This window comes from Bradyrhizobium sp. CCBAU 45321, from assembly GCF_028128975.1.
GTDB classification, from domain to species: Bacteria; Pseudomonadota; Alphaproteobacteria; order Rhizobiales; family Xanthobacteraceae; genus Bradyrhizobium; species Bradyrhizobium yuanmingense.
Genome location: NZ_LFKZ01000131.1, coordinates 115,198 through 140,676, shown reverse-complemented (window position 1 = coordinate 140,676; position 25,479 = coordinate 115,198). Strand labels below are relative to the sequence as shown.

The 25,479-nt window shown below is 65.8% G+C and carries 23 protein-coding genes; 7 read left to right on the top strand and 16 right to left on the bottom strand.

The window, feature by feature from the left end; genetic code table 11:
• Window positions 1-71: 71 nt before the first annotated feature.
• Entirely contained in the window at window positions 72-479 is a 408-nt protein-coding gene (locus tag ACM43_RS36105) for an NADH:ubiquinone oxidoreductase subunit NDUFA12 (protein ID WP_157288059.1), read from the top strand.
• Window positions 480-1,001: 522 nt separating this feature from the next.
• Here ACM43_RS36105 and ACM43_RS36100 read toward each other — a convergent pair.
• Window positions 1,002-1,688 carry a DJ-1/PfpI family protein gene (locus tag ACM43_RS36100; protein WP_271546757.1) on the bottom strand — a complete coding sequence of 229 codons (687 nt, stop codon included), beginning with the start codon at window positions 1,686-1,688 and terminating at the stop codon, window positions 1,002-1,004.
• A gap of 117 nt (window positions 1,689-1,805) precedes the next feature.
• Here ACM43_RS36100 and ACM43_RS36095 point away from each other — a divergent pair, with 117 nt between their 5' ends.
• Window positions 1,806-2,744, top strand: coding sequence for a GlxA family transcriptional regulator (locus ACM43_RS36095; protein WP_271546755.1), 939 nt, complete (start codon window positions 1,806-1,808; stop codon window positions 2,742-2,744).
• A 66-nt stretch (window positions 2,745-2,810) separates the two neighbouring features.
• Here ACM43_RS36095 and bla read toward each other — a convergent pair whose 3' ends face one another.
• On the bottom strand, window positions 2,811-3,593 hold the full coding sequence (gene bla, locus ACM43_RS36090; protein WP_271546753.1) for a class A beta-lactamase: 783 nt from the start codon (window positions 3,591-3,593) through the stop codon (window positions 2,811-2,813).
• A 200-nt stretch (window positions 3,594-3,793) separates the two neighbouring features.
• Here bla and ACM43_RS36085 point away from each other — a divergent pair, with 200 nt between their 5' ends.
• Window positions 3,794-4,690 (top strand): LysR family transcriptional regulator, encoded by an 897-nt coding sequence (locus ACM43_RS36085; RefSeq protein WP_271546751.1) that lies wholly within the window; start codon window positions 3,794-3,796, stop codon window positions 4,688-4,690.
• 42 nt (window positions 4,691-4,732) lie between these two features.
• Here the strand turns inward: ACM43_RS36085 and ACM43_RS36080 are convergent, their stop codons facing one another.
• Together ACM43_RS36080 and ACM43_RS36075 are read right to left on the bottom strand one after the other, a co-directional pair.
• Window positions 4,733-4,987 carry a PepSY domain-containing protein gene (locus ACM43_RS36080; RefSeq protein ID WP_057029054.1) on the bottom strand — a complete coding sequence of 85 codons (255 nt, stop codon included), beginning with the start codon at window positions 4,985-4,987 and terminating at the stop codon, window positions 4,733-4,735.
• Window positions 4,988-5,013: 26 nt separating this feature from the next.
• Window positions 5,014-6,072 (bottom strand): Na+-dependent transporter, encoded by a 1,059-nt coding sequence (locus tag ACM43_RS36075; protein ID WP_271546748.1) that lies wholly within the window; start codon window positions 6,070-6,072, stop codon window positions 5,014-5,016.
• A 182-nt stretch (window positions 6,073-6,254) separates the two neighbouring features.
• Between ACM43_RS36075 and ACM43_RS36070 the strand changes: the two genes are divergently transcribed.
• On the top strand, window positions 6,255-7,283 hold the full coding sequence (locus ACM43_RS36070) for a DUF2155 domain-containing protein (protein WP_271546746.1): 1,029 nt from the start codon (window positions 6,255-6,257) through the stop codon (window positions 7,281-7,283).
• A gap of 212 nt (window positions 7,284-7,495) precedes the next feature.
• Here ACM43_RS36070 and aat read toward each other — a convergent pair whose 3' ends face one another.
• The 10 genes from aat to ACM43_RS36020 all read right to left on the bottom strand — a co-directional run bounded on the left by aat (window position 7,496) and on the right by ACM43_RS36020 (window position 17,439).
• A complete protein-coding gene (gene aat, locus ACM43_RS36065; RefSeq protein WP_271546745.1) occupies window positions 7,496-8,176 on the bottom strand; it encodes a leucyl/phenylalanyl-tRNA--protein transferase in 681 nt (226 codons plus the stop codon).
• A 54-nt stretch (window positions 8,177-8,230) separates the two neighbouring features.
• Window positions 8,231-9,346, bottom strand: coding sequence for a sensor histidine kinase (locus tag ACM43_RS36060; RefSeq protein WP_271546743.1), 1,116 nt, complete (start codon window positions 9,344-9,346; stop codon window positions 8,231-8,233).
• A complete protein-coding gene (locus ACM43_RS36055; protein ID WP_036000093.1) occupies window positions 9,343-9,783 on the bottom strand; it encodes a response regulator in 441 nt (146 codons plus the stop codon). The genes ACM43_RS36060 and ACM43_RS36055 overlap by 4 nt, the downstream gene beginning before the upstream one ends.
• On the bottom strand, window positions 9,780-11,306 hold the full coding sequence (locus tag ACM43_RS36050) for a sensor histidine kinase (RefSeq protein ID WP_271546740.1): 1,527 nt from the start codon (window positions 11,304-11,306) through the stop codon (window positions 9,780-9,782). Before ACM43_RS36050 ends, ACM43_RS36055 begins: the two co-directional genes overlap by 4 nt.
• Window positions 11,307-11,411: 105 nt before the next feature.
• Window positions 11,412-12,770, bottom strand: a complete 1,359-nt coding sequence (gene accC, locus ACM43_RS36045; protein ID WP_271546738.1) for an acetyl-CoA carboxylase biotin carboxylase subunit — start codon at window positions 12,768-12,770, stop codon at window positions 11,412-11,414.
• 82 nt (window positions 12,771-12,852) lie between these two features.
• Complete coding sequence (accB, locus tag ACM43_RS36040) at window positions 12,853-13,341, bottom strand: acetyl-CoA carboxylase biotin carboxyl carrier protein (protein ID WP_157285923.1); 489 nt, start codon at window positions 13,339-13,341, stop codon at window positions 12,853-12,855.
• Window positions 13,342-13,376: 35 nt separating this feature from the next.
• On the bottom strand, window positions 13,377-13,844 hold the full coding sequence (gene aroQ, locus ACM43_RS36035) for a type II 3-dehydroquinate dehydratase (RefSeq protein WP_157285922.1): 468 nt from the start codon (window positions 13,842-13,844) through the stop codon (window positions 13,377-13,379).
• Window positions 13,845-14,074: 230 nt separating this feature from the next.
• Window positions 14,075-14,965: a DUF1236 domain-containing protein gene (locus ACM43_RS36030; RefSeq protein ID WP_271546731.1), complete on the bottom strand. Its 891-nt coding sequence runs from the start codon at window positions 14,963-14,965 to the stop codon at window positions 14,075-14,077.
• Window positions 14,966-15,174: 209 nt separating this feature from the next.
• Window positions 15,175-15,942: a DsbA family protein gene (locus ACM43_RS36025; RefSeq protein WP_271546729.1), complete on the bottom strand. Its 768-nt coding sequence runs from the start codon at window positions 15,940-15,942 to the stop codon at window positions 15,175-15,177.
• Window positions 15,943-16,038: 96 nt separating this feature from the next.
• Entirely contained in the window at window positions 16,039-17,439 is a 1,401-nt protein-coding gene (locus tag ACM43_RS36020; RefSeq protein ID WP_036022887.1) for a M48 family metalloprotease, read from the bottom strand.
• 205 nt (window positions 17,440-17,644) lie between these two features.
• Between ACM43_RS36020 and ACM43_RS36015 the strand changes: the two genes are divergently transcribed.
• The 3 genes from ACM43_RS36015 to ACM43_RS36005 all read left to right on the top strand — a co-directional run bounded on the left by ACM43_RS36015 (window position 17,645) and on the right by ACM43_RS36005 (window position 20,896).
• Window positions 17,645-18,832 (top strand): pyridoxal phosphate-dependent aminotransferase, encoded by a 1,188-nt coding sequence (locus tag ACM43_RS36015; RefSeq protein WP_271546727.1) that lies wholly within the window; start codon window positions 17,645-17,647, stop codon window positions 18,830-18,832.
• Window positions 18,833-18,921: 89 nt separating this feature from the next.
• Window positions 18,922-19,479 carry a biotin transporter BioY gene (locus ACM43_RS36010; protein WP_271547263.1) on the top strand — a complete coding sequence of 186 codons (558 nt, stop codon included), beginning with the start codon at window positions 18,922-18,924 and terminating at the stop codon, window positions 19,477-19,479.
• Window positions 19,480-19,561: 82 nt separating this feature from the next.
• The gene (locus ACM43_RS36005) at window positions 19,562-20,896 is read left to right on the top strand and encodes a dicarboxylate/amino acid:cation symporter (RefSeq protein WP_157285915.1); all 1,335 of its coding nucleotides are present in this window, start codon (window positions 19,562-19,564) and stop codon (window positions 20,894-20,896) included.
• 84 nt (window positions 20,897-20,980) lie between these two features.
• Here the strand turns inward: ACM43_RS36005 and ACM43_RS36000 are convergent, their stop codons facing one another.
• Together ACM43_RS36000 and ACM43_RS35995 are read right to left on the bottom strand one after the other, a co-directional pair.
• Entirely contained in the window at window positions 20,981-22,213 is a 1,233-nt protein-coding gene (locus ACM43_RS36000) for an NAD(P)/FAD-dependent oxidoreductase (protein WP_271546725.1), read from the bottom strand.
• A gap of 66 nt (window positions 22,214-22,279) precedes the next feature.
• Complete coding sequence (locus ACM43_RS35995) at window positions 22,280-25,396, bottom strand: Rne/Rng family ribonuclease (protein WP_442869366.1); 3,117 nt, start codon at window positions 25,394-25,396, stop codon at window positions 22,280-22,282.
• Window positions 25,397-25,479 lie beyond the last annotated feature (83 nt).

The window sequence follows — 25,479 nt, the reverse complement described above, 5'->3', positions numbered from 1 at the left end:
ATGCGCCTGCCGAACTGGACATTTCGCCCCACGGATGGCATCAGGACCCCACGAAGCAGGGCCCTTGCCGCATGAAACAATTCTTTCTCAAGTTCTTCACCTGGTGGAATGGCCAGACCTTTGGCACCCAGCTCTGGACCAAGCGGTATGGCGAGCTGGTCGGCGAGGACGAGCAGGGCAACCGTTACTACCGCACGCAGGGCGGGGCGATCGATCCAACGCTCGGCTTCGAGCGGCGCTGGGTGATCTATAACGGCTACGCGGAAGCGAGCCGGATTCCGCCGTCCTGGCATGGCTGGATCCACCACGTCGTCGACAAGCCGCCGACCGAGATTGATTACCAGCCGCGCGAGTGGGAAAAGCCGCACCAGCCGAATCTCACCGGCACGGCCAAGGCCTATCGGCCCTCCGGCTCGACGCTCGCCAGCGGCAGGCGTCCCAAGGCGACCGGCGACTATCAGCCCTGGACGCCCGGCTAGTCCTTTCGTCCCACCCACGAACCATCGTCAAAAGCGGATGCATATGCATCCGCGCCGCGCCGCTGTGGACAACGGGAACAGCGGGGACGCCGCTTGCGCGGCCGTTGCCTCGGGGCGGGCGATGCGGCTCAATGATCCCATCTTACGGAGATGGGAGACCATCGCGTTCGGTTCGGGCAACAGTTCGCGACTGTCCCGAGATGCAGCGGCCGCCGAGGAAGGACTCGATCGGGAGATAGGCCCCCGGTCTGGAAGCTCTGACATCGCCCGATGTGAATGTGCAGCCACCGTGAGACAGGAAAGGCCGCTCGGGAAACCGAGCGGCCTTTTTCTGTCGTTGTTCGCCTCGCGTGTCCCGGACGCGGTGCAGCGTGCAGCGCTGCGTTGCAGAGCCGGGACCCAGGAGCGATGTACTCCGCTGATCCATAGGCCCGGCTCTGCAGCACACCGCTCCCGGACGATGCTCCGCATCGCCTCGAGAGCGCTGCGCTGCGTCCGGGGCACGAGAGCGAGCCCGATGCGTTACGCCACCCGCACGGCCGCGCGCTTCACCGCCTCGAGCCGCCGCGCCTGGTTTTGCGCGCCGCGCTCCCTCAGCAGCGCCAGCACTTCAGCCGGCGCGGTGTCGGGCGATCCCGCATTGAACGGCGGGGCTGGATTATATTCCATCTGCAGCTGGATCGCTTCGGCCGTGGTGCGATCGACCAGGATCGAGACCAGCGTCAACGCGAAATCGATGCCTGCGGTGACGCCGCCACCGGTGATGCGGTTGCGATCGACGCAGACGCGGGTGTTGGTCGGCGTCGCGCCGAACTGCGCGAGCATCTCCATTGCGCTCCAATGGGTGGCGGCGCGGTAGCCCTTCAAGAGGCCCGCGGCGCCAAGGGCCAGTGATCCCGTGCACACCGAGGTGACGTACTTGGCGCCTGCCGCCTGCTTGCGCAGGAATTCGAGCACGTCCTCGTCGTTGAGAAGGTCGTTGGTGCCCTGGCCGCCCGGCACGCAGATGACATCGAGCTGGGGGCAATCCGCAAAGGTCGTGGTCGGCGTCAGCGTCAGCACGGAATCGCTCGGCACCGGCTCGATCCGCTTCCAGATCAAGTGCAGCTTTGCGTCCGGCACCATGGCGAACACCTGCAAGGGGCCGGTGAAGTCGAGCTGGGTGACGCGCGGAAATACCAGGATTCCGATCTGGAGCGGTGACGTCATGGGAGCCTCCGATAATGCGCTTGACGCCGGCAGAATGGCATGGTGCCTTTCTGTCAGAAATGGCATAATTCCCTCGCTTTCGGACATGCCTACTCTAGGACATACCAGGCCTGGCCAATGATCGGCATCCTGATCTTTCCGAACTTCCAGCTGCTCGATGCGGCAGGCCCGATCTCGGCATTCGAGATCGCAGCGCGCTACGTCGGCAAGGCGCCAGCCATCCGCGTTCTCGCTGCCAAGCCGGGGCTGGTGCGCAGCTCTTCGGGCGTCGAGATGATGGCGCGTGACTTCAAGACGGCGAACGCGATCACGACGCTCGTCGTGGCCGGCGGCATGGGCGTCGCGGGGGCCGCGCGCTGCGAGATCACGCGGGCTTTCGTGCAGCGGCTGGCAAGGCGCGGCGTTCGGGTTGCGAGCGTCTGCTCGGGTGCCTTCGTGCTGGCCGAGGCGGGGCTTCTCGATGGCCGCCGCGCCACCACCCATTGGGGACGGACGCGCGATTTCATCGCGCGTTTTCCCAAGGTGAAGTTGGAGCCGGACCAGATTTTTACCCGCGACGGTAATGTGTGGACATCCGCAGGTATCACCGCAGGGATCGACCTCGCGCTCGCGCTGGTCACCGAGGACCACGGTGAGGAGATCGCGCAGGCGACCGCGCGCCAGCTCGTGCTGTACCATCGCCGCAGCGGCGGCCAGTCGCAATTCTCGTCGCTGCTGGAGCTGAAGGCGCCGAACGGTCGCTTCGGTGCACTGCTATCCTGGGCGCGCGAAAATCTCGACGCGCCGCTGACGGTGGAGGAGCTCGCCGATCGCGCCGGCATGAGCGCACGGCATTTTGCCCGCGCCTTTGCCGCTGAGACCGGCACGACGCCGTCCAAGGCGATCGAGCGGCTCAGGCTCGAAGTCGCGCGCGAGCGCGTGCAGTCCTCGCGCGAGGCGATCGAGCGCGTGGCGGAGGTGACCGGCTTCCGCGACCCCGAGCGCATGCGGCGTGCCTTCATCCGCGCTTATGGCCAGCCGCCGCAGGCGCTGCGGCGCGCGGCGCGGGCGGGGTAGGGGCACCCGGCACAGACCTCCCTTCCAGGACCTCCGGCCGCTTCGGCGCGAACGTCAGCTCTGCGGTCAGCCGAATTCCTTGCCGACCTCTCGTCCGACGGAGGCAATCACCTCATTCTGGCCGCTGAAATCGACAGAGGCGCCCGTGAGATAAACTGCCACGATGAGCGCCGAACGCTGAGGTGGCCATGCGATCGCGACGTCGTTGTTGGTGCCGTGGCCGCCCGTTCCGGTCTTGTCGCCCACGCGCCAGCCCTGCGGCAAGCCGGCGCGCAATCGGCTGTCACCTGTCTTGTTCGCGATCATCCATTTGGAAAGCTGCTCCCGGGCTGCCGGCGGGAGCGCGTTGCCGAGCACCAGACGCCTGTAGTTCTCAGCCATCGCGTTTGGACTCGTCGTGTCGCGAACATCGCCGGGCGCAGCTTCGTTCAACTCGGTCTCGACGCGGTCCAATCGGGTCACGTCGTCACCGAGGCTGCGCGCGAAGGCGGTCAAGCCGGCGGTGCCTCCTATGTTCCTGAGAAGCAGGTTCCCCGCCGTATTGTCGCTCCTCGTAATGGCAGCCTCGCAGAGTTCGCGCAGCGACATGCCTTCCGGTCCGACATGCTCACGGGTGATCGGCGAATTCTCGACGATATCGGATTGTTCGATGCGGACGCGGCGATCGAGGCCGTCCAGCTTGTCTCCCAGACTCTTCAATATTGCTGCGGACGCAAGCACCTTGAAGGTGCTGCACATCGGAAATCGTTCGTCTCCCCTATGATGAATCGACGCGCCGGTTTGCGTGTCGAGCACGGTGACGCCGAGCCGGCCGCCGCTTTTGCTTTCAAGTTGTCTGATGGCCTCCAACAGTCGTGTTGTTTCGAGTGTCGCAGCGCTCGAAGCGTTCGAGAGGAAGAAATGTCCTGCGAGCACAAGTGTGGATGATCCGAACTGACGTCGCGTTAGCATCGTGAATTCCCATTGAACGTGCGCTTTTTTGCTGCGTGCTCCCGCGATTGACAAACGATGCTTCGTAAGGCCAACCATAAGTAAAACTTGGATCAGACGTGGCCCGCCGACCTCCCAGCGTTTCCAATCTTCCGCTGAACGCACTTCGTGCTTTCGAGGCGGCAGCGCGCCACCTCAGCTTCACCAAGGCCGGCCTGGAACTCCGTGTGTCGCAGGCCGCAGTGAGCCAGCAAGTGCGAACTCTGGAGCGAAGCCTACGTGTGGAGCTGTTCAGGCGGCTCACGCGCGGGCTTGCCCTGACGGAGGAAGGCGAGGCGCTGTTGCCTGCCATTTCCGATGCTTTCGGTCGCATCAACCAGGTGCTGGATCGTTTCGAAAATGGCCGCATGCGGGAGACGCTGATGATCGGCGTCGTCGGAACGTTCGCAGCAGGCTGGCTCGTTCCTCGCATCAAGACTTTCACCTCGAGCCACCCGCAGGTCGATATCAGGATCTTTGCGAACAACAATCGTGTCGATCTCGGCGCCGAGGGTTTGGACTTCGCCATTCGATTTGGCGACGGCGCCTGGCACGGTACCAACGCAGAGCGCTTGGTCGATGCTCCCTTCACTCCGATGTGCACGCCAGCGATGGCGAAGCGTCTGAAAGACCCGATCGATCTCCATCAAGAAGTGCTGCTGCGGTCCTACCGATCCGGCGAGTGGACACAGTGGTTCGAGGCAGCGAAATGCAGCCAGCCGCGCGTGACGGGTCCGATGTTCGATTCATCGATTTCCTTGGCGCATGCTGCGGCTCGCGGAGGCGGGGTCGCACTTTTGCCGGTCATCTTGTTCTCGGAGGAGGTCGCCCGGAAACGCCTGGCCTGTCCCTACAACACGCGCGTCCATCTTGGGTCGTACTGGCTCACGTCCCTCAAATCAAAGCGGCACACGCACGCGATGCAGGCATTCCGGCAGTGGATATTGGCCGAATGCCAGAGGATGGGAATCAAGTGAAACTTGCGCAGTCCGCCTTGCTCAAGCGGACTGCGGCGATGTTCACTTATCCGGCTTCTCGCGCACGATGACGCCAGTTTTGGGATCGGCGTGGAATTCCATCTTCTGGCCGTTCTTGACTCCCTCGCCCTCCCACTGGCCATCGTCGGCTTCAAGCTTGGTGACCTGTGAATAGCCGGACTCCATGAGCTTGGCTTTCACTTGTTCCATCGGCATCCAGTCAGGTCCGGGTTGATCGGCCCTCGCTGCCGAGCCCATGGCAAGCGAGCCGAGAACCAAAATCATGGCGAACTTCATCGCTAACCTCCTTGCGGTTAGAGGCTTCAACCGGGGTCTTGAACGGATGTTCCTCCCCTGCGTCGGTGCGACGCGAACGAGGGTGCGTCAGTCTTGGTTGCCTCGTCGGGCGCATTTGCGCGCACTCTCAGTCGCCGCGCGATCGGCATCAGCATGTACGGCGCAAGGTGAATCGGAAACTGCGTCAGCGCGAAATAGAGCCAGGTGGTGGGCGGCAATGCGCCGGCGGTTGCCGCCAGCATCAGGCCGAGATTGCGCTGTGACACCATCAGGCCGATGGCGAAGGCGCGCTCGGTGCCGGCGCGGCGAAAAATCAATGTCGTGACCGCGAGCAGGGTGAAATAGACCGCGAAGGCGAGCAGTGCGACAGTGATCGCAAACAGCGGATCAGCGACGAAATCGTGCGCCACGTCGCCCATGACGGCGGATGCGAAGACCAGCAGGATGAGGATGTTGAAGCCGTCGATCGGCTGCTTGTGGCGCTGGATCGCCTCGGTGCCGAACAGGCGGCGGATGACGGTCGCGGCCAGCAGCGATGCGGCGAGGATTCCGAGCAGCTTCAGGCCGAGCGCGAGCGGCGAGATGCTGAGCATGCCGCCGAGAAAGAGGCTCGCGAACAGCGAGGCGGTGAAGGGCACGAGCGCGGTCGCGGTGACCAGGGTGACCAGCGGCAGCGTGGCGTCGAGGCCGATCAGCGCGGCGAGCGCGGGCGCTGCCATCATCGGCGAAGCCATGCCCTGGAGCATCAGCGCGAGGAAGAGACCGGGTGAGCTTTTGTCGAGCCCGCTTCCCTGGGCGAGGAGGGCGACGATCAGCGGCACACCGATCGTGGTCCAGGCCGTGGCGGCCGCGACCAGCGCCGGCCGGCGCAGATGTCCGTACAGCGCGACGAGATCGACGCGCATGAAGGAGATGCAGAGCAGAAGGAAGATCGCCTCGGTGACGTAAGGGCGCAGCAGCGCGCCGAGCGGCGGCACCGCGACCGCGATGAAGGCAATCGCCGCCACCGCGCGCGTGCCCTGGCCACCGAGCCATGCGAGGGCACGCAGGGGGAGGGCGAGGGCGGCTTCGAGGAGGGAGGGCATTTCTGTCGGGATTGTCGGTTCGGGGGCATACCCGCATTCGGCCCCGGGGAGGGGGCTCACGACTATCCCATCCGGGAGCCGGCCTGGCCAGACCGGGCCGGGAAGGGCAGGGATGCCGCCCTTCCCCCGCCGTATTCGGCGTGTTAACCGGAAGGCCTGCGAGCGGCGGTATCCCCTGTAGAATGTCCAACGAGCCCGATTCGCTGTTGAAGCCGCGCGAAATGTTCAAAACCTTTTCCCTGACCGGTCTTGCGGCGCTTTTGGCCGCCACCGCACTGACGGCTGCGACGCCGGCAAGTGCGCAGATCGGCACGATCTTCTCCGATCCGCCGCCGCTGCGGCCGCCCGGCAGCATTCCGCGCGGCCAGCCCCAGCCGCAGCAGATGCCCGAGGACGACGAAGAGGTGCCGGAGCTGCCGCCGCAGGGCCGGGTGCTGCCGTCGCGCCCGATGCCGCCGCCTCCGGGCCGGCAGGGCAACGTGATGCCCGGGCCGGTCGAGACCCAGCCCCTAGCACCGCCGCCGGGCTCGACCCTCGCGCCGCCGAACCAGCCGCCCTCGGCCGCGATCAATCCGCCGGGTCCGCAAGGCGCTCCCGGAGCGCCCGGTCAGCGGCAGCCCCAGCAGAAGGGCGGCGTGCCGCAGACGCCGGCCAGCCTCCAGCCGGGCGACGAGGTCGTAACGGAGCCGCCGGCCCAGAAGATCGTGAACAAGAAGGCGACCTTCTCCGGCCTCGACAAGATCACCGGGCGCATCATCAATTTCGACGAGGAGATCGGCGAGACCGTCCAGTTCGGTGCGCTCCGCGTCAAGACCAACGCCTGCTACACGCGTCCGGCGACTGAAGCGGCCAACACCGACGCCTTCGTCGAGGTCGACGAGATCACCTTGCAGGGCGAGGTGAAGCGGATCTTCTCGGGCTGGATGTACGCGGCGAGCCCCGGCCTGCACGGCGTCGAGCATCCGATCTACGACATCTGGCTGACCGACTGCAAAGAGCCGCAGCAGACTGTGGCGACGGCGGCACCGGATCCGGCCGCGGCCAAGCCGCCGCCACCGCCGCCCGCGCAGAAGAAGGCCGCGCCCAAGCAGGTGCAGCAGCGCCCGCCGCAGCCGCTGCCGCCGATCCAGCAGCAGCAACCGGCGCCGCCACCGCCGCCACCACCGGAGCAGCGCCCAGGCCTGTTCGGCATCCCCGGATTTGGCCGCTAACCTGATGGAGTTGGGTTCGGCGGGCTCTTCACCTCTCCCCGACGGGGAGAGGTCGGATTGCTATGGCGCGCATTGCGCGCCTGAGCAATCCGGGTGAGGGGCTGAGGCACTCCGTGAGACTTGAACCCCTCACCCGGACCGCATCTACGATGCGCTCCGACCTCTCCCTTCGGGAGAGGTGAACGACTCCTGACCGCCAGTCCGGTCGCTGGTTATTGCCGCGAGGCGATGATTTCGAGGGCGCTTGCGCCCGGGATCGCTTCGCCGGCGGAGAGCTTCAGGAAATCGCCGGGCTCGCCGGCCAGCGCCCTGTCGAGCAGCGCGGTGTAGCGTCGCCGCGAGATCTCGACGGCGCCGAAGCTCTTCAGGTGCTCGGTGACATATTGGGTGTCGAGCAGCTCGAAGCCGCCGTGAATGAGCCGCGCGACCAGATGCACCAGCGCGACCTTCGAGGCATCGCGCACGGTGTGGAACATGCTCTCGCCGAAGAAGGCCCGCCCCAGACTGACGCCGTAGAGACCGCCGACGAGCTCGTCGCCCTGCCAGGCTTCGACGCTGTGGCAATGGCCGAGCTCGAACAGCCCGCCATAGAGGTCGCGGATGCGCTTGTTGATCCAGGTGTCCTCGCGGCCCACTTGCGGCGCCGCGCAGCCGGCGATGGTCGCCTTGAACGCGGTGTTGACGGTGACGCGAAACTGATCCGAGCGCACCGTGCGCGCAAGGCGCGAGGCGACGCGGAAGCCGTCGAGCGGGATGACACCGCGCAGCTCCGGCTCGACCCAGAACAGGGTCGGATCGTCGGCGCTTTCCGCCATCGGAAAGATGCCGCAGGCATAAGCGCGCAGCAGCACGGCCGGCGTGATTTCAGACGGGGCGGAGTCGCGCGAAGTCATGGCTTGCCATCATAGCAGGATCGCAATGCAGTTGCGATGGGTGCGCCGGACCGCTCAGCTCGCGGCAGCGGTGCTGGTTTTGCCGACGCTTGCGAGCATGCGGCCGAACTTCAGCACGACCCGGGTTCCGGAATGCGCGGGATCGCGCTCGACCGTGGCGTCGAGCTTGGTGGCCATGGCCGCGACGATGCGCTGGCCCATGCCGGTGGAGCGCGGATCGGCCTTGGCGTTGTCGCCGACGCCGTCGTCGGTGATCGAGAGCAGGAGGTCGTCGCCTTGCGAGATCAGCTCGACATGGATCGGGCCGGCGCCGTCAGGATAGGCGTATTTCACCGCGTTCATCACCAGCTCGTTGACGATGATGCCGACGGCGACCGCACGGTCCGGATCGATCTCGATCGGCTCGGCCTTCAAAGTCAGGCGCGACATGCGGTTGCCCTCGGCCGACCGCCTGAGATCCTCGAGCAGCGAGTCCAGATATTGATTGAGGACCACGCTCTTGAGGTCCTGCGAGGTGTAGAGGCGGCGGTGCACCTGGGCCACCGCGGCGACGCGACCCATCGCGTTGGTCAGCGCCGCCTTGACCTCATCCTGCGCGGCGGAGCTTGCCTGCAGGTGCAGCAGCGAGGCGATGATCTGAAGCGAGTTGCCGACGCGGTGGTTGACCTCGCGCAGCAGGAGCTCGCGTTCGGCGGCGAGCGCCGCGTAGCGGTCGCGCGAGGCGTGGATCTCGGCCTCGGCTTCCTCGCGCGCCCGTTGCAGCTCGGCCTGGCGTAGCGCGCCTTCGGCCGCGACGTGGAGGAGCGGGATGAAGTCGCCCTGGACGTCCTTGACCAGATAGTCGGCCGCTCCCGCCTTGAGCGCCGTCACCGCGATGCTGGAATCCTGCGAGGCGGTCACGAACACGACGGGCGGCGCGTCCGGGATCGCCATGATCTGCTCAAGCGTCTCGAGCCCGTCGAGGCCCGGCATGTACTGATCGAGCGCGACGACGTCGATGCCGCCTTCGGTGCTGTTCTGGGCGGCGGCACGGCGGATGCGCGCGAGCCCTTCCTCGCCGCTCGCGGCATGGACGACCCGGAAGCCGCGCCGCGTCAGGCCGCGATCGACCAGGCGCGCCAGCGCCCCGTCGTCGTCAATGTAGAGCAGTGTCGGCGTGCGCTGGTTCATGTGGCGGCGGGCGGGACCTGGATGACCGAGAAGAACAGACCGAGCTGCCGGATGGCGTTGGCGAAATTCTCGTAGTTGACGGGCTTGGTGATGTAGACGTTGCAGCCGAGCTCGTAGCAGCGCTTGATCTCCTGGGAATCGTCGGTGGTGGTCAGCACCACCACGGGCGAGGCCTTCAGGTATTTGTTCTCCTTGATCTGCTTCAGGATGTCGATCCCGGTCATGTCGGGGAGGTTGAGGTCGAGCAAGATCAGGAGCGCGTTGCCCTTCTGCACGAGCCCGGAGCCGTCGGCGCCGAACAGGTGCCGCATGGCGTCGGTCCCGGTGGTGAAGGAGACGATCTCGTTGTTGACGCCCGAGCGGCGGATGTTGCGCTCGATCAGACGGGCATGGCCCTCGTCGTCCTCGACCATGATGATGGTGACAGGCTGGGTCATCGATCTCTGTTCCGGTTGCTCACGTTCCAGGCGATCGGCAGCGTGATCGTGAAGGTGCTGCCCGTGTTGAGTTCCGATGATACCGACATGGTGCCGCCGAGGCGACGCACAAGTGCACGCACATGGGCAAGACCAATGCCCTGGCCGGGCTTGTCCTGGGTTCCCGCGCGGCGGAACAGGTCGAATATCCGCTGGTGGTCCTTGGGATCGATGCCGCGGCCGTTGTCGCTGACCTCGAAGATAGCGTAGCCGAGCTTGGTCCGCCCGCGGATTCTGATCTCGCCGGGCACGCCGGGCTTGAGATATTTGATGGCATTGTCGATCAAATTGGAGAAGATCTGCTCGAGGGCGAGACGGTCGCTCACGAGGTCCGGCAGGGGCTCGACGTGAATCTCGGCCTGCGCCTCGGCGGCCTGGTGCGCCAGCGTCGTCACGATGGCCTCGATCAGCTCGCGCGTGTCGACCTTCACCGGCTGGAATTCGCGCCGGCCCTCGCGGGTGAGGTTGAGGATGGCCGAGATCAGCCGGTCCATCTTGGCGATCGACGATTTGATGAAGCCGAGCGCTTCGGAGAAATCCTCCTGGAGCTGCTTGTCGCCGCCCTCGAGCGCGATCTCGCCCGGCGCGGCGGGCGCGAGCGGCGCTCCTTCCGCGGGGGCGTGCGAGAGGCTGCCGATGCGGCGGAAGATGTCGCCGCCGAGCTCATCGAGCTCGCTGGTGAAGCCCATGATGTTGACGAGTGGCGAGCGCAGATCATGGCTGACGATATAGGCAAAGCGCTGGATTTCGTCGTTGGCCTCGCGCAGGTCCGCCGTGCGTTCGTCGACGACGGTCTCGAGGTTGGCGTAGGCCTCGCGCAGGCGCGCTTCGGCTTCGTCGCGCACGCGTGCCGAACGCCGCACCAGCCAGATCGAGATCAGCGCCAGCACCACAACGAGGCCGGAGCCGATTCCGGTCATCGAGGCGGCCAGGGTCTGGCTGCGGTCGGAGTTGGTCGTGCGGAGGCGGAACAGCCGCTCCTCCTCCCGCATCATCGTGTTGGCGACGCTGGCGATCCTCGCCGTGGCGTCCTGGGCTGCCAGCTCACGCACCAGTGCCGTGGCCTTGTCCGCCTGGCCTTGCCGAATGAAGGCCATTTCCTGCGCGAACTGGCTGAGCCGGGTTTCAATCGCCGTGCTCAGCTTCTCGACATTCTCGCGTTGCCCCGGATTGTCGACGCTCTGGCGGGTGAGCTTGTCGAGGGCCGGGATGATGGCGGCCACGGCCTTTTCATGGTCAGTCCTGAAGTTGTCTTCCCCGGTCAACAGGTAGCCACGGGCGCCGCTCTCTGCACGTCGGATCTCCAGCAGCAGGGCATTGATCTGGTTCTCCACCTCGATGGTGTGAACCACCCATTTGCTATCCTCCCGCGCCTTGTTGACGAGGTAGACGGAACCGGCGCTGATCACGGTCAGCACCAAAAGGCCCGCCGCGAACAGCAGGATCTGCCAGAATGCGCGCCGTCGCTGGCCTTCAGCCGTCACGACGGTTCACCTGTCTGCAGGCAATGGAGTTCAAAACGCCCCCTTGGAACTGCCCCAACCATCCAGAACGCGATTAGAGGCAAGGGGTTCCATGAGAGCATGTGATTATCGCGGCACTGGTTCCGCCTTGCCGGCCAGGTACTGCTCCAGCCAGTGGATGTGGTAGTCGCCGTTGATGATGTCGGCTTCGCGCACCAGCGCGCGGAACAGCGGCAGCGTGGTCTCGATGCCCTCGACCACCATCTCGTCCAAGGCGCGGCGCAGCCGCATCAGGCATTCGGCGCGGGTCTTGCCGTGCACGATCAGCTTGCCAACGAGGGAGTCGTAATAGGGCGGGATCGTGTAGCCCTGGTAGACGGCGGAATCGATCCGCACCCCGAGGCCGCCGGGCGGATGATATTGCAGGATCCGGCCGGGCGAGGGGCGGAAGGTCTGCGGATTCTCGGCGTTGATGCGGCACTCGATCGCATGGCCGATGACCTGGACTTCGTCCTGCCTGGCCGGCAGGTCGCCGCCGGCGGCGATGCGGATCTGCTCCAGCACGAGGTCGATGTCGGTGATGCTCTCGGTGACGGGATGCTCCACCTGGATGCGGGTGTTCATCTCGATGAAGTAGAACTCGCCGTCCTCGAACAGGAATTCGATGGTGCCGACGCCGAGATATTTCATCTCGCGCATCGCTTTCGCGCAGGTCTCGCCGATCTTGGCGCGCGCGGCGGCAGCGAGCACGGGCGAGGGGCCTTCCTCCCAGACCTTCTGGTGGCGCCGCTGCAGCGAGCAGTCGCGTTCGCCGAGATGGATCGCGCCGCCGCGGCCATCGCCGAGGATCTGGATCTCGATGTGGCGCGGCTTCTGCAGGTATTTTTCCAGATAGACGGAAGCATCGCCAAAGGCGGATTTGGCCTCGTTGGCCGCCGTCGACAGCGCCAGCTGCAGGTCGGCCTCGCTGTGCGCGACCTTCATGCCGCGGCCGCCGCCGCCCGCCGCCGCCTTCACCAGCACGGGGAAGCCGATTTTCCTCGCGATCGCCATCGCATCGTCGTCGGGACCGACGGCGCCGTCCGAGCCGGGCACCACGGGGATGCCGAGGCGCTTGGCGGTCTTCTTGGCCTCGATCTTGTCGCCCATCAGGCGGATGTGCTCGGCCTTCGGACCGATGAAGTGCAGATTGTGCTCGGCGAGGATTTCCGCAAAGCGCGCGTTCTCGGAGAGGAAGCCGTAACCGGGATGCACGGCATCGGCGCCGGTGATCTCGCAGGCCGCGAGCAGGGCGGGCACGTTGAGATAGCTGTCCTTGGACGCCGGCGGCCCGATGCAGACGCTCTCGTCCGACAGCCGCACATGCATGGCATCGGCGTCGGCGGTGGAGTGCACGGCGACGGTGGCGATCCCGAGCTCCTTGCAGGCCCTGAGGATGCGAAGGGCGATCTCGCCGCGGTTGGCTATGAGGATCTTGTCGAACATGTTGTCCTGCAGCGAATGGCGAGTGGCGAATGGCGAGTAGGGAAGGCTGACGCCATTCGCTATTCGCTATTCCCCATTCGCGTCACTCAATGATCACCAGCGGCTCGCCGTACTCGACCGGCTGGCCATCCTCGACCAGGATCTGCGTCACCGTGCCGGCGCGCGGCGAGGGGATCTGGTTCATCGTCTTCATGGCTTCGATGATCAGCAGGGTCTGGCCGACCGAGACCTTGGCGCCGACGTCGATGAACGGCTTTGCGCCCGGCTCCGGCGCCCAATAGGCCGTGCCGACCATCGGCGAGGTCACGGCGCCGGGATGCTTCGACAGATCGGCCGCGGCAGGGACCGCGGGGCTTGCTGCCAGCGGCAGGGCGGCCGGAGGAGCCGTCACCTGCATCGGCATGGTCGCGGCAACGCTGATGTTGCGGGCGACGCGCAGGCGCAGACCCGCTCGCTCGATCTCGATCTCGGTGAGGCTGGTCTCATCGAGCAGAAGTGCCAGCTCGCGGACGAGCGCGGAATCCTCGCTGGAAAACTTTGCGGCTGCTTTGTCGTCTGGCTGGCGCGCCATGTTGTTTGATCCGAATGTACTGTTGGAAGGGAGCGTCAGGCGTTGGGCTTGATGCCGAGCTTGGCGGCAAGGCCCTGGATGGCGAGGCGGTAGCCCTCGATGCCGAAACCGCAGAGCGAGGCGAAAGCCGCGCGCGCAGTGTAGGAATGGTGACGAAAACTCTCACGGGCGTGGATGTTGGTCACGTGCACCTCGACCGTCGGAATCTGCACCGCGAGCAGCGCATCGTGCAGTGCGATCGAGGTGTGGGAATAGCCGCCGGCATTGATGATGATGCCCTTCATCTTGCGCCGATGCGCCTCGTGGATGAAATCGATCAGCTCGCCTTCGCGGTTGGATTGCCGGCAGTCCGCCTTCAGGCCGAACGTCGCGGCCGTGTCCCGGCACAGCGCCTCGACGTCGGCCAGCGTCGCATGGCCATACTTGTCGGGCTCGCGGGTCCCCAGCATGTTGAGGTTCGGCCCGTTCAGGACGAGGATCGTGTCGGTTGCAGGTTCGGCCATTCCAATCCCGGAAAGAGGTGTTTCGGCGTGGCGGGGGTTATAGGTAACAAAGCGCGTGAGGGGAAGCCTTGAAGGGCCTCAGGGGCGGGGTCAGCCACCTCATCCAGTGCGCAAAAACCTGTGCGGAAACTACGGAATTTGCTTGTTAACCAGGCTGAAGCATGGCTGCCGGGTGCATGCAAAGGGGCGGGCATCGCTGCCCGCCCCCAAGAGCTTGCCGGTGTCCGGCCTTAGACGTTCAGGACGGCCACGATCTCATAGGTGTCCGGATCGATGATCACGATCTCTTCCCGGACCAGGACGTACTTGTAGCTCCGCCATTCCGGATAGATCGACACGACCCGCGACGGCAGGGCGTGAAGGGTGATGCCCTCCCGCGGAATGCGGGTGCCGACCGAGATCGAGAAGTTCACGTTCGTCACCGGGGCGACGCGCTGCTCGCGGATCACCGAGGTGATCTGGGTCCGCTGCTCGGTCGAGAGCTTGGCAGCGGCGCCCGCCTGGCCAACCGTGGTCGAGCTCTGGCCCTGGACGTTCTGGGTCGAACTGGTGCCAGTCTGGCCCTGCGCGTTCTGGTTCGTGCTCGTGCCGGTCTGGCCTTGGACATTCTGGTTGGTGCTCGTGCCGGTGCCCTTCTGGGTCTCGGTGGTCGAGGTGCCGCTCTTGCTGCCCTCGGCCTTCATGTCCTTCTGGTCCTTAGCTCCGGACTTGCTGGTGTCCTGGCTCATGCTCTTGGACTTGTCCTGCTGGGACTTGTCCATCTGACCCTGCGCGCGGTCGTCGGTGCGCTGGCCCTTGGTGGTGCCAGACTTGTCCTCGGCCGCGTTCTTGTTCATCGCGCCGCCCGAGGGGCGCTCGTCCTTCATCGCGCCGGACTTGTCTTCGGACTTCATCGCGCCGGAGCCGCTGGCCTGGCCAACGGTCCCCTTGTCATGGCTCATGGAATCCCGGCCCATCGACCCGCCGCGCTCGGCTGCGCCGCCGGAGGGTTGGGACTGCTGCATCTGCGCGCCACCGGCGCCGCCGCCGCTGTCGCGGCCCATATTGCCCTGCGCGTTCGCGAGGCCAGTGCCCGCGACGAGCGCGACTGCGGCAACCGAAATCATAAAGCGGTTCAACATCGAAATTCTCCTCACGTGTTCATTCGCGTCATTGCCCGCGCCGACAACGAAAGGGGATTTGAGTTGTTCCGGAACTTCGACTGTTCCGCGGCTTTTGTTTGTTGAACGCCAGATGAATGACTTTGCACGAAGGCGCCAACGTTCAGCGCAAGAAAAAAGGCCGGCATGTCTGCCGGCCTTTTTGTGTTCTCGCTATCGTAAAACTGTGATCAGCAAGTCGCCTTGCCGCAACGGGCAATGCCGATCTTCTCCTTCAGGCTTTCAACACCGACGGCACCGATCACGATCTGCTTGCCGATCACGTAGCTCGGCGTACCGTTCATGCCCATCGCTTCGGCGAGCTTGAAATTCTCCTCGAGGGTGGCGCGCACCTCGGGGCTGGCGATGTCCTTCTCGATGCGAGCCGTGTCGAGACCGGCTTCCTTGGCGGCTTGCATCGCGCGGGCCTTGTCGGCGGCGCCGCGGCCGCTGAGCAGCTTCTGATGGAAGTCGAGATATTTCTTGCCGGAGGGATCCTGCATGCGCACGGCGACCCCGACCTGCGCCGCTTCCACCGAGCCCTGGCTCAGCACCGGAAATTCCTTCAGCACCACCTTCAGCTTCGGATCGCCCTTCATGATGGTCAGCATGTCGTCCATCGCGCGCTTGCAATAGCCGCAATTGTAGTCGAAGAACTCGACGAAGGTGACGTCGCCGTCCCTGTTGCCGAGCACGACCTGGCGCGGCGAGTTGAAGATCGCCTCGGCGTTCTGCGCGATGCTGGCCTGGTGCTTCAGCGTTTCGGCCGCGGCCTGGCGCTTGCTGAGCTCGGCCATGGCCTCCTCGAGCACCTCGGGATGGCTGACGAGATAGTTCTTGATGATCTTCTCGATCTCGGTGCGCTGGCTGTCGGAGAAACTGTCGGCCGAGGCGGGCACGGCTGCGCCGAACATGGCGAGCGCGAACAGGGCAGGAGCGAGCAGGCGCAGCGAAGGCATAGTCAAATCCTCTTATCCAAAGCAGGTTTCGAGAACGTCCCGGCGGATTCAAGCCCGGTGTCGTGACGTCGTGGTCGGGCGTCGTTCGAGTTTGCGTCAGTTGCGCGGCGGCTTCGCCGCCACGATGTCGTCGGCCTTGACCCATCCGGGGGTGCCGACGGCGAAACGTGTTTTCGCGCGCGTGGCAAGCTCGCGGGCGGTTTTGTTGTCGCCGCGCAAATATGCGGCCTGGGCCGAGGCGAGATCTGCCTCCGCATAATCTCCCTTCCGGCCATAGGCCATCGCGAGCTGGGTATAACCGAGCGCCGCCTCGGGCTCCCGGGCCACCGCGGCGCGGAGAATCCGAACGGCATCGTCGGTGTAGGCCTTATTATCGGTTCCGACCAGAGCCTGCCCAAGTAACATCTCGATGAGGGGGGCGTTGTTCGAGAGGGCGACGGCCTTGCGCAAGGGAGCGATCGCTTCGGCCGCCTTGCCGCTTTCCAGGAGCGCCTGGCCGCGCACCTCGTAGAAATACGGGTTGTTCGGCTGCACCTGGATCAGCGCGTCGATCTGGGCGAGCGCGCTGCGTAGATCACCGTGCAGATAGGTGCTGATGGCGCGGGCATAGCGCGCCGGCAGGCTGTCGTTGGTCTGGGGATAGCGGCGGTACACCGTCTCCGGCCGCTCCATGAAGGCGGAGATCTTGGCGCGGACCATGTCGTGCCGAAGCTGGAGCGCGGGATCGTCCTTCTTGTTCCAGTAGGGGCTGGAGCTTGCGAACTCCTGTAGCGCGGCGACGCGCTCGGCCGGCATCGGATGCGACTGCAGGTAGGGATCGGCACCGCGCGCAGCGAACAGGCTCTCGCTGGTGAAGCGCTTGAACGTCTCGTACATGCCCTTGGGCGATTGCTGGGTCGCAGCCAGGAACTTCACGCCGGCGCGGTCGGCATTCTCCTCCTGCTGGCGCTGGTAGGACAGCAGCGTACGGCGGATCACCTCCTGCGGAGCGGCGATGGCGGCCGCGCCAGCATTGGCGAGCCCGTTATTGCCTACGCTGCTGCGCTGCGTGCTGCCGGCCGCAATCGCGCCGGCGCCGAGCAGCATCGCGATGATCATCTGGGTCTGGGCGGCGGCGAGCTGCTCGCGCAGCTTGGACAGATGGCCGCCCGCCAGATGTCCGGTCTCGTGCGCGAGCACGCCGATGATCTGGTTCGGCGTCTCCGATTGCAGGATCGCGCCCCAGTTGACGAAGATGCGGCGGCCATCCGCGACGAAGGCGTTGAACGAGCCGTCGTTGATGATCACCATCTGGATGTTGTGCTTCTCCAGACCCGCAACGCGCAGGATCGGACGCGTGTATTCGCGCAGCAGCTGCTCGGTCTCGGTGTCGCGCAGGACCGGCGGCCCCTTGGCCTGAGCGCGCGCGGCCGAGAACGGCGTCAGCGCGATCGCCGTGGCCGTGACGAGAGCGGTGAGGGCGGAGGCCTTCTTGCGCAATGCGATCTGGAGCGACATCAAGCGGTCTTGGTCAAAAGGGGCTCGGTCAAGTGATCTTGGTCAAGCAGTTCAGTGATTGGTTTTGGTGATTGGCGGCGGACCGGATACGCGATATGCCCTTGTGAGCGGTGCCCTTATGAGCCGTACAATGCGGCCAGTCTGGGGCACAAGCGCCCCGTTTACGGACCGGACGGACCGGTTCGCCAGCCAATAGCAGAAATCGATGCGCGACGCGACATTGAGGAACCGGTTGGGGCAGTGGCTCGAGCCCTCCCGCCGCAGCGATGTTCCCCCGTTCATGGTGATGGACGTCATGGCCGCGGCGGCCCGAATCGAGGCGGCCGGCGGTCATGTGATCCATATGGAGGTCGGCCAGCCCGCGGCCGGCGCCCCCAGGACCGCGATCGCGGCCGCCCATGCGGCGCTCGAGGCCGGACGGATCGACTATACGTCCGCGCTCGGCATCCCCAGTCTGCGCGCGCGCGTCGCGCGCCATTATCGCGACACCTATGGCTGCGATGTCAGCCCCGAGCGGATCGTGGTGACGACGGGCTCGTCGGGCGGCTTCATCTTGGCCTTTCTGTCGATGTTCGAACCTGGCGATCGCGTCGCCGTGACGGTGCCGGGCTATCCGCCGTATCGACATATTCTGACCGCGCTCGGCTGCGAGCCGGTGCTGATCGAGACCACGAACGAAACGCGGCACGCGCTGACCGGCGAGGCCCTGCTCGCAGCGCATCGCAAGGCGCCGCTGAAGGGTGTTCTGGTCGGCAGCCCCGCCAATCCGACGGGCACGATGATGTCCCGTGAAGCGCTCGCCGGCCTGATCGCGGCGGCGGAAGATGCCGGCATCCGCTTCATCTCCGATGAGATCTATCACGGGCTCGATTACGCGTTGCCGGCCGTGACGGCGGCCGCGCTGTCCGAGCACGCGCTCGTGATCAATTCGTTCTCGAAGTATTTTTGCATGACCGGTTGGCGCGTCGGCTGGATGGTGGTGCCTGAAATCCTGGTGCGGCCGATCGAGCGGCTGCAGCAGAACCTCTCGATCTCGGTGCCCTCGCTGTCGCAGATCGCAGCGGAGGCCGCCTTCGACGGCGCGGCCGAGATGGAGGCGATCAAGCACGGCTATCAGGAAAACCGGCGTGTCCTGATCGATGGCTTGCCCAAGGCCGGACTGACGAAATTCCTGCCGGCTGACGGCGCCTTCTATCTCTATGCCGACGTCTCGGACTTCACCTCGGACAGTTTCGAATTCGCAAAGCAGATGCTGGAGCAGGCGCGCGTGGCGACAACGCCCGGCCTCGACTTTGATCCTGTCCAGGGCCGTTCATTCATCCGCTTTTCCTATGCACGCTCGCTCGATGAGATGCGGGAGGCAGTTGACCGGATCGCTCACTGGCTTAAATAGCCGCCAGTTTCGACAGCCCTCCGGAGTTCGACGTGCCTGACCGTTCCACCCCGTCCGCGGCAACGCCACATTCCTCTCTCGCCGCATTGATGTGGCCGACGCAACCGGGCGAAGCCGTCGGCACGCTGCGTGCCGTCGTGCTGATTGCGCTCGGCACCGCGCTGATGGCGCTGTCGGCCAAGGTAAATCTGCCGCTGCCCTACGTGCCAATGACGCTGCAGACGTTGGTGGTGCTGATGATCAGTGCCGCCTATGGCTGGCGCCTTGGCAGCGCAACCATGATCGCTTACCTCGCCGAGGGCGCGCTCGGACTTCCGGTGTTTGCAGGCCCTGTGGGTGGGATCGCGCCGCTCGTCGGGCCGACCGCAGGCTATCTGTTCGGTTTCGTTGTGGCAGCTTTCGTGACCGGTTGGCTCGCCGAGCGCGGCTGGGATCGCAGCGTCGTGCTGCTGTTTGCAGCGATGGCCGCCGGCCATGTGGTCATTCTTGGCGCCGGCTTCGGCTGGTTGGCCTTTGGCCTCGGTCTCGGCGCAGCGAAAGCCTGGCAGGTCGGCATCGTGCCGTTCATTGCGGGTTCGCTGGTCAAGAATGCGCTCGGCGCGGCGTTGATGCCGGCCGCGCGCCGCATCGTCGATCGCCGCGGTTAAACCTGCCACAATTTGCAGCTCCAATTAACGGGCCGGCCAAGTTGATCTTGGCTGGCCCAGCGCTTTGAGGGGAAGTGAAACGATGACGACGACAACAATAGCGGAGGCGCCGGTCGCGCCGCCCGCCGCCAAGCCGTGGTACAAAGTCCTCTACATCCAGGTGCTGATCGCCATCGTGCTCGGCGCCATCGTCGGATGGCTGTGGCCGTCCGTCGCCACCAACGATTGGATCAAGGCGCTCGGCGACGGCTTCATCAAGCTGATCAAGATGGTGATCGCCCCGATCATCTTCTGCACCGTGGTCTCCGGCATCGCCCACATCCAGGACGCCAAGAAGGTCGGACGCATCGGCGTCAAGGCGCTGGTCTATTTCGAGGTCGTCTCGACCTTCGCGCTGGTGCTCGGCCTCGTCGTCGGCAATCTCGTCAAGCCGGGGTCCGGCTTCGGTGGCGGAGCGGCAAACGAAGCGGCGGTGGCCAATTACGCCAAGCAGGCCGCTGGACAAAAGTCCGTCGACTTCGTGCTGCACATCATTCCGGACACCGTGGTCGGCGCCTTCGCGCAAGGCGAGATCCTTCAGGTGCTGCTGTTCGCGGTGCTGTTCGGCTTTGCCTTGATGAGCCTCGGTGAGCGCGGCCACACCATCCGCAGCTTCATCGACGATGCCGCGCACGCGGTGTTCGGCGTCATCTCGATCGTGATGCGCGCGGCGCCGATCGGCGCGTTCGGTGCGATGGCCTACACGATCGGCAAGTTCGGCACCGGCGCGATCCTCAATCTGCTCGGTCTGATCGCGACGTTCTACGTCACGGCTGCGCTGTTCGTGTTCGTCGTGCTCGGCCTCATCGCGCGCATGGCCGGGTTCTCGATCTTCAAGTTCCTCGCCTACATCAAGGACGAGCTGCTGATCGTGCTCGGCACCTCATCCTCGGAAAGCGCGCTGCCGTCCTTGATGGAGAAGCTGGAGCGGCTCGGCTGCTCCAAGTCGGTGGTCGGCCTCGTCGTGCCCACGGGCTATTCGTTCAACCTCGACGGCACCAACATCTACATGACGCTGGCGACGCTGTTCATCGCGCAGGCGCTCGGCGTCGAACTCTCCTTCGCCCAGCAGATGACCATCCTGGTCGTGGCGATGCTGACCTCGAAGGGCGCCTCCGGCATCACCGGCGCCGGCTTCATCACACTGGCGGCGACGCTCGCGGTGGTCGATCCGCGCCTCGTGCCGGGTATGGCGATCGTGCTCGGCATCGACAAGTTCATGAGCGAGTGCCGGGCGCTGACCAATCTGTGCGGCAACGGCGTCGCCTGCGTGATCGTCGCCTGGTGGGAAGGCGAGCTCGACCGCGACAAGCTCAACGCCAATCTCGCCAAGGAGATCGATCCGACCGACATGGAGACGGCGATCACCACGGACTGATCGGGCTCTGGCAGCGCGAGCTGCGCTATCAGACTTAAAGCAATAGGGCTGATCGAACTGCTCGATCAGCCCTTCTTCTGTGGGCTAAAATCGCTCGGGCCGATACGGCGTGGGATCGACCGCAGGCGTTTCGCCGCTCATCATCTCCGCGAGCAGGCGTCCGGTCGCAGGGCCCAGCGTGAAGCCCTGATGGCCATGGCCGAAATTCATCCAGAGGCCGGGGTGGCGCGGGGCGGGGCCGAGCACCGGCAGCATGTCGGGCGTGCAGGGCCTCGTGCCGAACCACGGATCCGGCTCGACCCGTTTGCCGAGGTCGATCAGCTCGCGCGCCGAGGCTTCGGCGCTGGCGAGCTGCACTGGTGTTGCGAGTGCGTCCGCGCCGGTCAATTCGGCGCCGGTGGTGATGCGGATGCCCTTGGCCATCGGCCCCATGGCGTAGCCACGGGCCTTGTCGACCAGCGGAAGGTCGAGCGAAGCGCCGCCGCTGTAATGCATGTGGTAGCCGCGCTTGCGCACCAGCGGGATGCGATAGCCGAATTTGTACAATAAATCAGGCGACCACGGCCCGAGCGTCACGACGGCGTGGGCAGCGTCGATGCGGCCCTGGTCGGTGTCCACTGACCAGCCGGTCGCGGTCTGTCGCAGCGACTGCGCATCACCGAGCACGATCCTGCCGCCGAGGCGCGCGAACAACTCGGCATAGGCCGTGACCAGCGCGCCGGGGTCGGACACGGTCCAGGTGTCGAGCCAATGGATCGCTCCCGGGAGATCGTCACGCAGGATCGGCTCGGCTCTGGCAAGCTCGCTGCCCGACAGCACGCGATAGTTCACGCCGAATTCACGCTGATCTTCTTCCGCCGCCTTGATCGAGAGATCCAACGAAGCGCGATCGCGAAACAGCGCTCGGTAGCCGGCGCGGCGGATGAGATTGTCGGCATGCGCCTCGCGGATCAGGGTGTCGTGCTCGGCCGTTGCGTAGGCGATCAGCCGTGCCCAGGCCTCGATCGCCTCGCGATGCCGCTTCGGCGCCGAATGCCACCAATAGCGGAGCAGGGGCTCGACGTGGAGATGCAGCGAAGAGAGGCTGTAGCGCACGTCGTTGGTGCGGCCGGTCGCGATCTTCAAGAGCGAAGCGAGGTCGCGCGGCATCGGATAGGGGCGTACCGCCTCGGCCTGGATCATTCCGGCATTGCCGTAGCTGGTCTCGCGGCCCGGCTCCCTGCGATCGACCAGCGTCACCGACCAGCCGCGCCGCTGCAGATGCAGCGCGGCGCCCACGCCCACCATGCCGCCGCCGAGAATGATCGCGCTTTGCATCGCAGCTGACCTCATCAAATCAAAACCGCCCGGTTGGGCCGGGCGGTTTCAATTCTATTTGTCCCTTTACTCGCCGCCGCCGAAACGGCGTGACCACCAGCCGGCACGACGTGGGGCGGCCGGGGTTTCGCTTGCCGCCTCCGGCGCGGGCTCAGGTGCCGGCGCGGGTGCAGCAACCGGCTCGGTCGCCTCCGCCGCCGGCGTTGCGGGCTCCGCCTGGCTGTTCGCCAGGAAGCTCACCTTTTCGCGCACGGTGGAGCGGCGCCGCGCGGCCCTGTCGCCGGCTGGCTCTTCGTCCGGCGTTGCGGTCGTCGCGGCGGGAGCGGGCTCCGGCTGGGCCGGCGCCTCGGTCCGGATCTCGGCGTGCGGCTCAGGCTCGGCAACTTGCGGCTCGCCGGTCGGCTCGGCCTGCGCGATCGAGGGCGAAGCCTGGCTGCCGAGGCCGTCGAAATCGGCCACTGCATCGGCAGCTTCCGGCGGCGCGTTGGTGCCGAGCTCGTCGCTGATGGAGCCGGCAAGACCTTCCTCGCCGCTACCGCGACGGCGGCGACCGCCGCGGCGACCACGCCGGCGCCGGCGATCACCGCTGCCCTGCTGTTCGCCACGGGCGGCCTGTTCCTCGCCTTCCTCACCGTCCTGCTCGGCCTCGGTCTCCTCCTCGCTTTCGCCGGCGATCATCGCGGGCTCAGGCACGGTCGGCGCCGTATCCTCGCGCAACTCTCCTTCGCGCGGGCCGCCGCGGCCGCGCCGGCGGCGCCGGCGCTTGCGGCGCTGGCCGTCCTGCTCCGAGGCTGCCTCGCCGCCGCCCTGCTCGTCGGCAAGGCCTTCGGTCTCGTCGGTTTCGATCTCGGATTCCGTCTCCAGGTCGAAGACGTCCTCGTCGTCATAGGCCTCTTCGGCCGGTGGCGGCGGGCTCGCAGCGGCTTGCGCAACGAGCAGCGCCTTGGCGGCTTCGAGCGTATGCACCTGCTCGCCGCGGTCGATCACATAGGCCTGCGGGCCGCTGACGCTCGCGTCGGCGATCACCGACAGCGTGACCTTGAAACCGTTCTCGAGATCGCGCAGATGGCCGCGCTTGTGGTTCAGCACATAGAGCGCGACGTCGGTGCGGGTGCGGACCACGAGATTGTGGGTGGCGCCCTTCATCAGGATCTCTTCGAGGCCGCGCAGGAGCTGCAGCGCCACCGAGGACACCGAGCGGACGTGGCCGGTGCCGCCGCAATGCGGGCACGGATCGGTCGAGGATTCCAGCACGCTGGCGCGGATGCGCTGGCGCGACATCTCGAGCAGCCCGAAATGCGAGATGCGGCCGACCTGGATGCGCGCGCGATCCTGCCTGAGGCAATCGGACAGCTTGCGCTCGACCGCGCGGTTGTTGCGCTTCTCGTCCATGTCGATGAAATCGATGACGATCAGGCCGGCGAGGTCGCGTAGGCGCAGCTGGCGGGCGACCTCTTCGGCCGCTTCCATGTTGGTCTTGAGCGCGGTGTCCTCGATATGGTGCTCGCGCGTCGATCGTCCCGAGTTGACGTCGATCGAGACCAGCGCCTCGGTCTGGTTGATGACGATGTAGCCGCCGGAGCGCAGCTGCACGGTCGGCGAGAACATCGCATCGAGCTGGCTCTCGACGCCCATGCGCGAGAACAGCGGCTGGCCGTCGCGATATTGCTTCACCGCGCCGACATTGGCGGGCATCAGCATCTTCATGAAGTCGCGGGCCTCGCGGTGGCCGGCTTCGCCGGCGACCAGAATCTCGTCGATCTCCTTGTTGTAGAGGTCGCGCAGCGAGCGCTTGATCAGCGAGCCTTCCTCGTAGACGAGGGTCGGGGCCTGCGATTTCAGCGTGAGGTCGCGCACCGTCTCCCACATCCGGATCAGATATTCGAAGTCGCGCTTGATCTCGGGCTTGGTGCGGGCGGCGCCCGCGGTGCGCAGGATGATGCCCATGCCCTCGGGCACGTCGAGGTCCTGCACCACTTCCTTCAGGCGCGAGCGATCCTGCGCGCTGGTGATCTTGCGGCTGATCCCGCCGCCGCGTGCGGTGTTCGGCATCAGGACGGCGTAGCGGCCGGCGAGCGAGAGATAGGTCGTCAGCGCCGCGCCCTTGTTGCCGCGCTCTTCCTTGACGACCTGCACCAGCATCACCTGGCGGCGCTTGATGACTTCCTGGATCTTGTACTGGCGGCGCGGGCGGAAGGTGCGCTCCGGCACTTCCTCCAGCACGTCGTCGCCGCCGACGGATTCGACGACTTCCTCTTCGGCATCCTCGCCGTCCTCGTCCTCGTCGTCCTCCTCGGCTGCTTCCCCGGCGTCCGCTTGCGGGGCTTCCGTGCTTTCGCCGGCGGCGTAGACGGCATCGGCCGGTTCGGCGGCCGATGTCACGGCTTCCGCCAGAGGCTCCGCCTGCGCTTCCGCGGCATGAGCCTCGGGAGCGGAAGTCTCGAAGGTTGGAGCCGGCTGCGGCTCGGCAACGGTCTCGACCGCGGGCTCGGCGCCGACCGCCGCGACAGGCGCGGGCGTCTCGTCGGCGTGTTCATGATCGTGATGATCGCGTTCGTCCTCGCGGCCGTGGGCATCATCGTGAGCGTGATGGTGCTCGTCATCGCGGGCATGACGATGTTCGTCATGATCATGGTCGCCATGATCGTGGTCGCCATGATCGTGGCCCTCGTGCTCGCCGTGATGCTCGCTATCGGCGTGCAGATGCTCGCCCTCGGCATGCTCCGGCAGCGCGGCGCCGTCGACCGGCTGGGCGGCGGGATCGGCGCCGGCTTCGAGACCTTCGACGATGTCGCTGCGCACGCGCTCGCCATGACCGCGGCGGCGGGCGTTGCGGTGCCGCGAGCGGCGACGGCCGTGCGAGCGGTTCTCGCTTTCTTCCTCGGCCTCGCGATGGGCCTGTTCCTCGGCCTCGATCAGCGCCTGCCGGTCGGCGACCGGGATCTGGTAGTAGTCGGGATGGATTTCGCTGAAGGCGAGAAAGCCGTGGCGATTGCCGCCATATTCGACGAAAGCGGCCTGGAGCGAGGGTTCGACCCTTGTGACCTTGGCGAGGTAGATATTCCCGCGCAATTGCTTGCGTTGCGCGGTCTCGAAATCAAACTCTTCGACGCGATTGCCGCGGACCACGACGACCCGGGTCTCCTCCGGGTGGGTGGCATCGATCAACATCTTGTTGGGCATGTCTTAACTCTTGGCGGCGGCGGACGCGATAAGCCGTGGGCGCGTATCGCGCCGGCGGGTGACGCGACGGTCCACCTGATTCG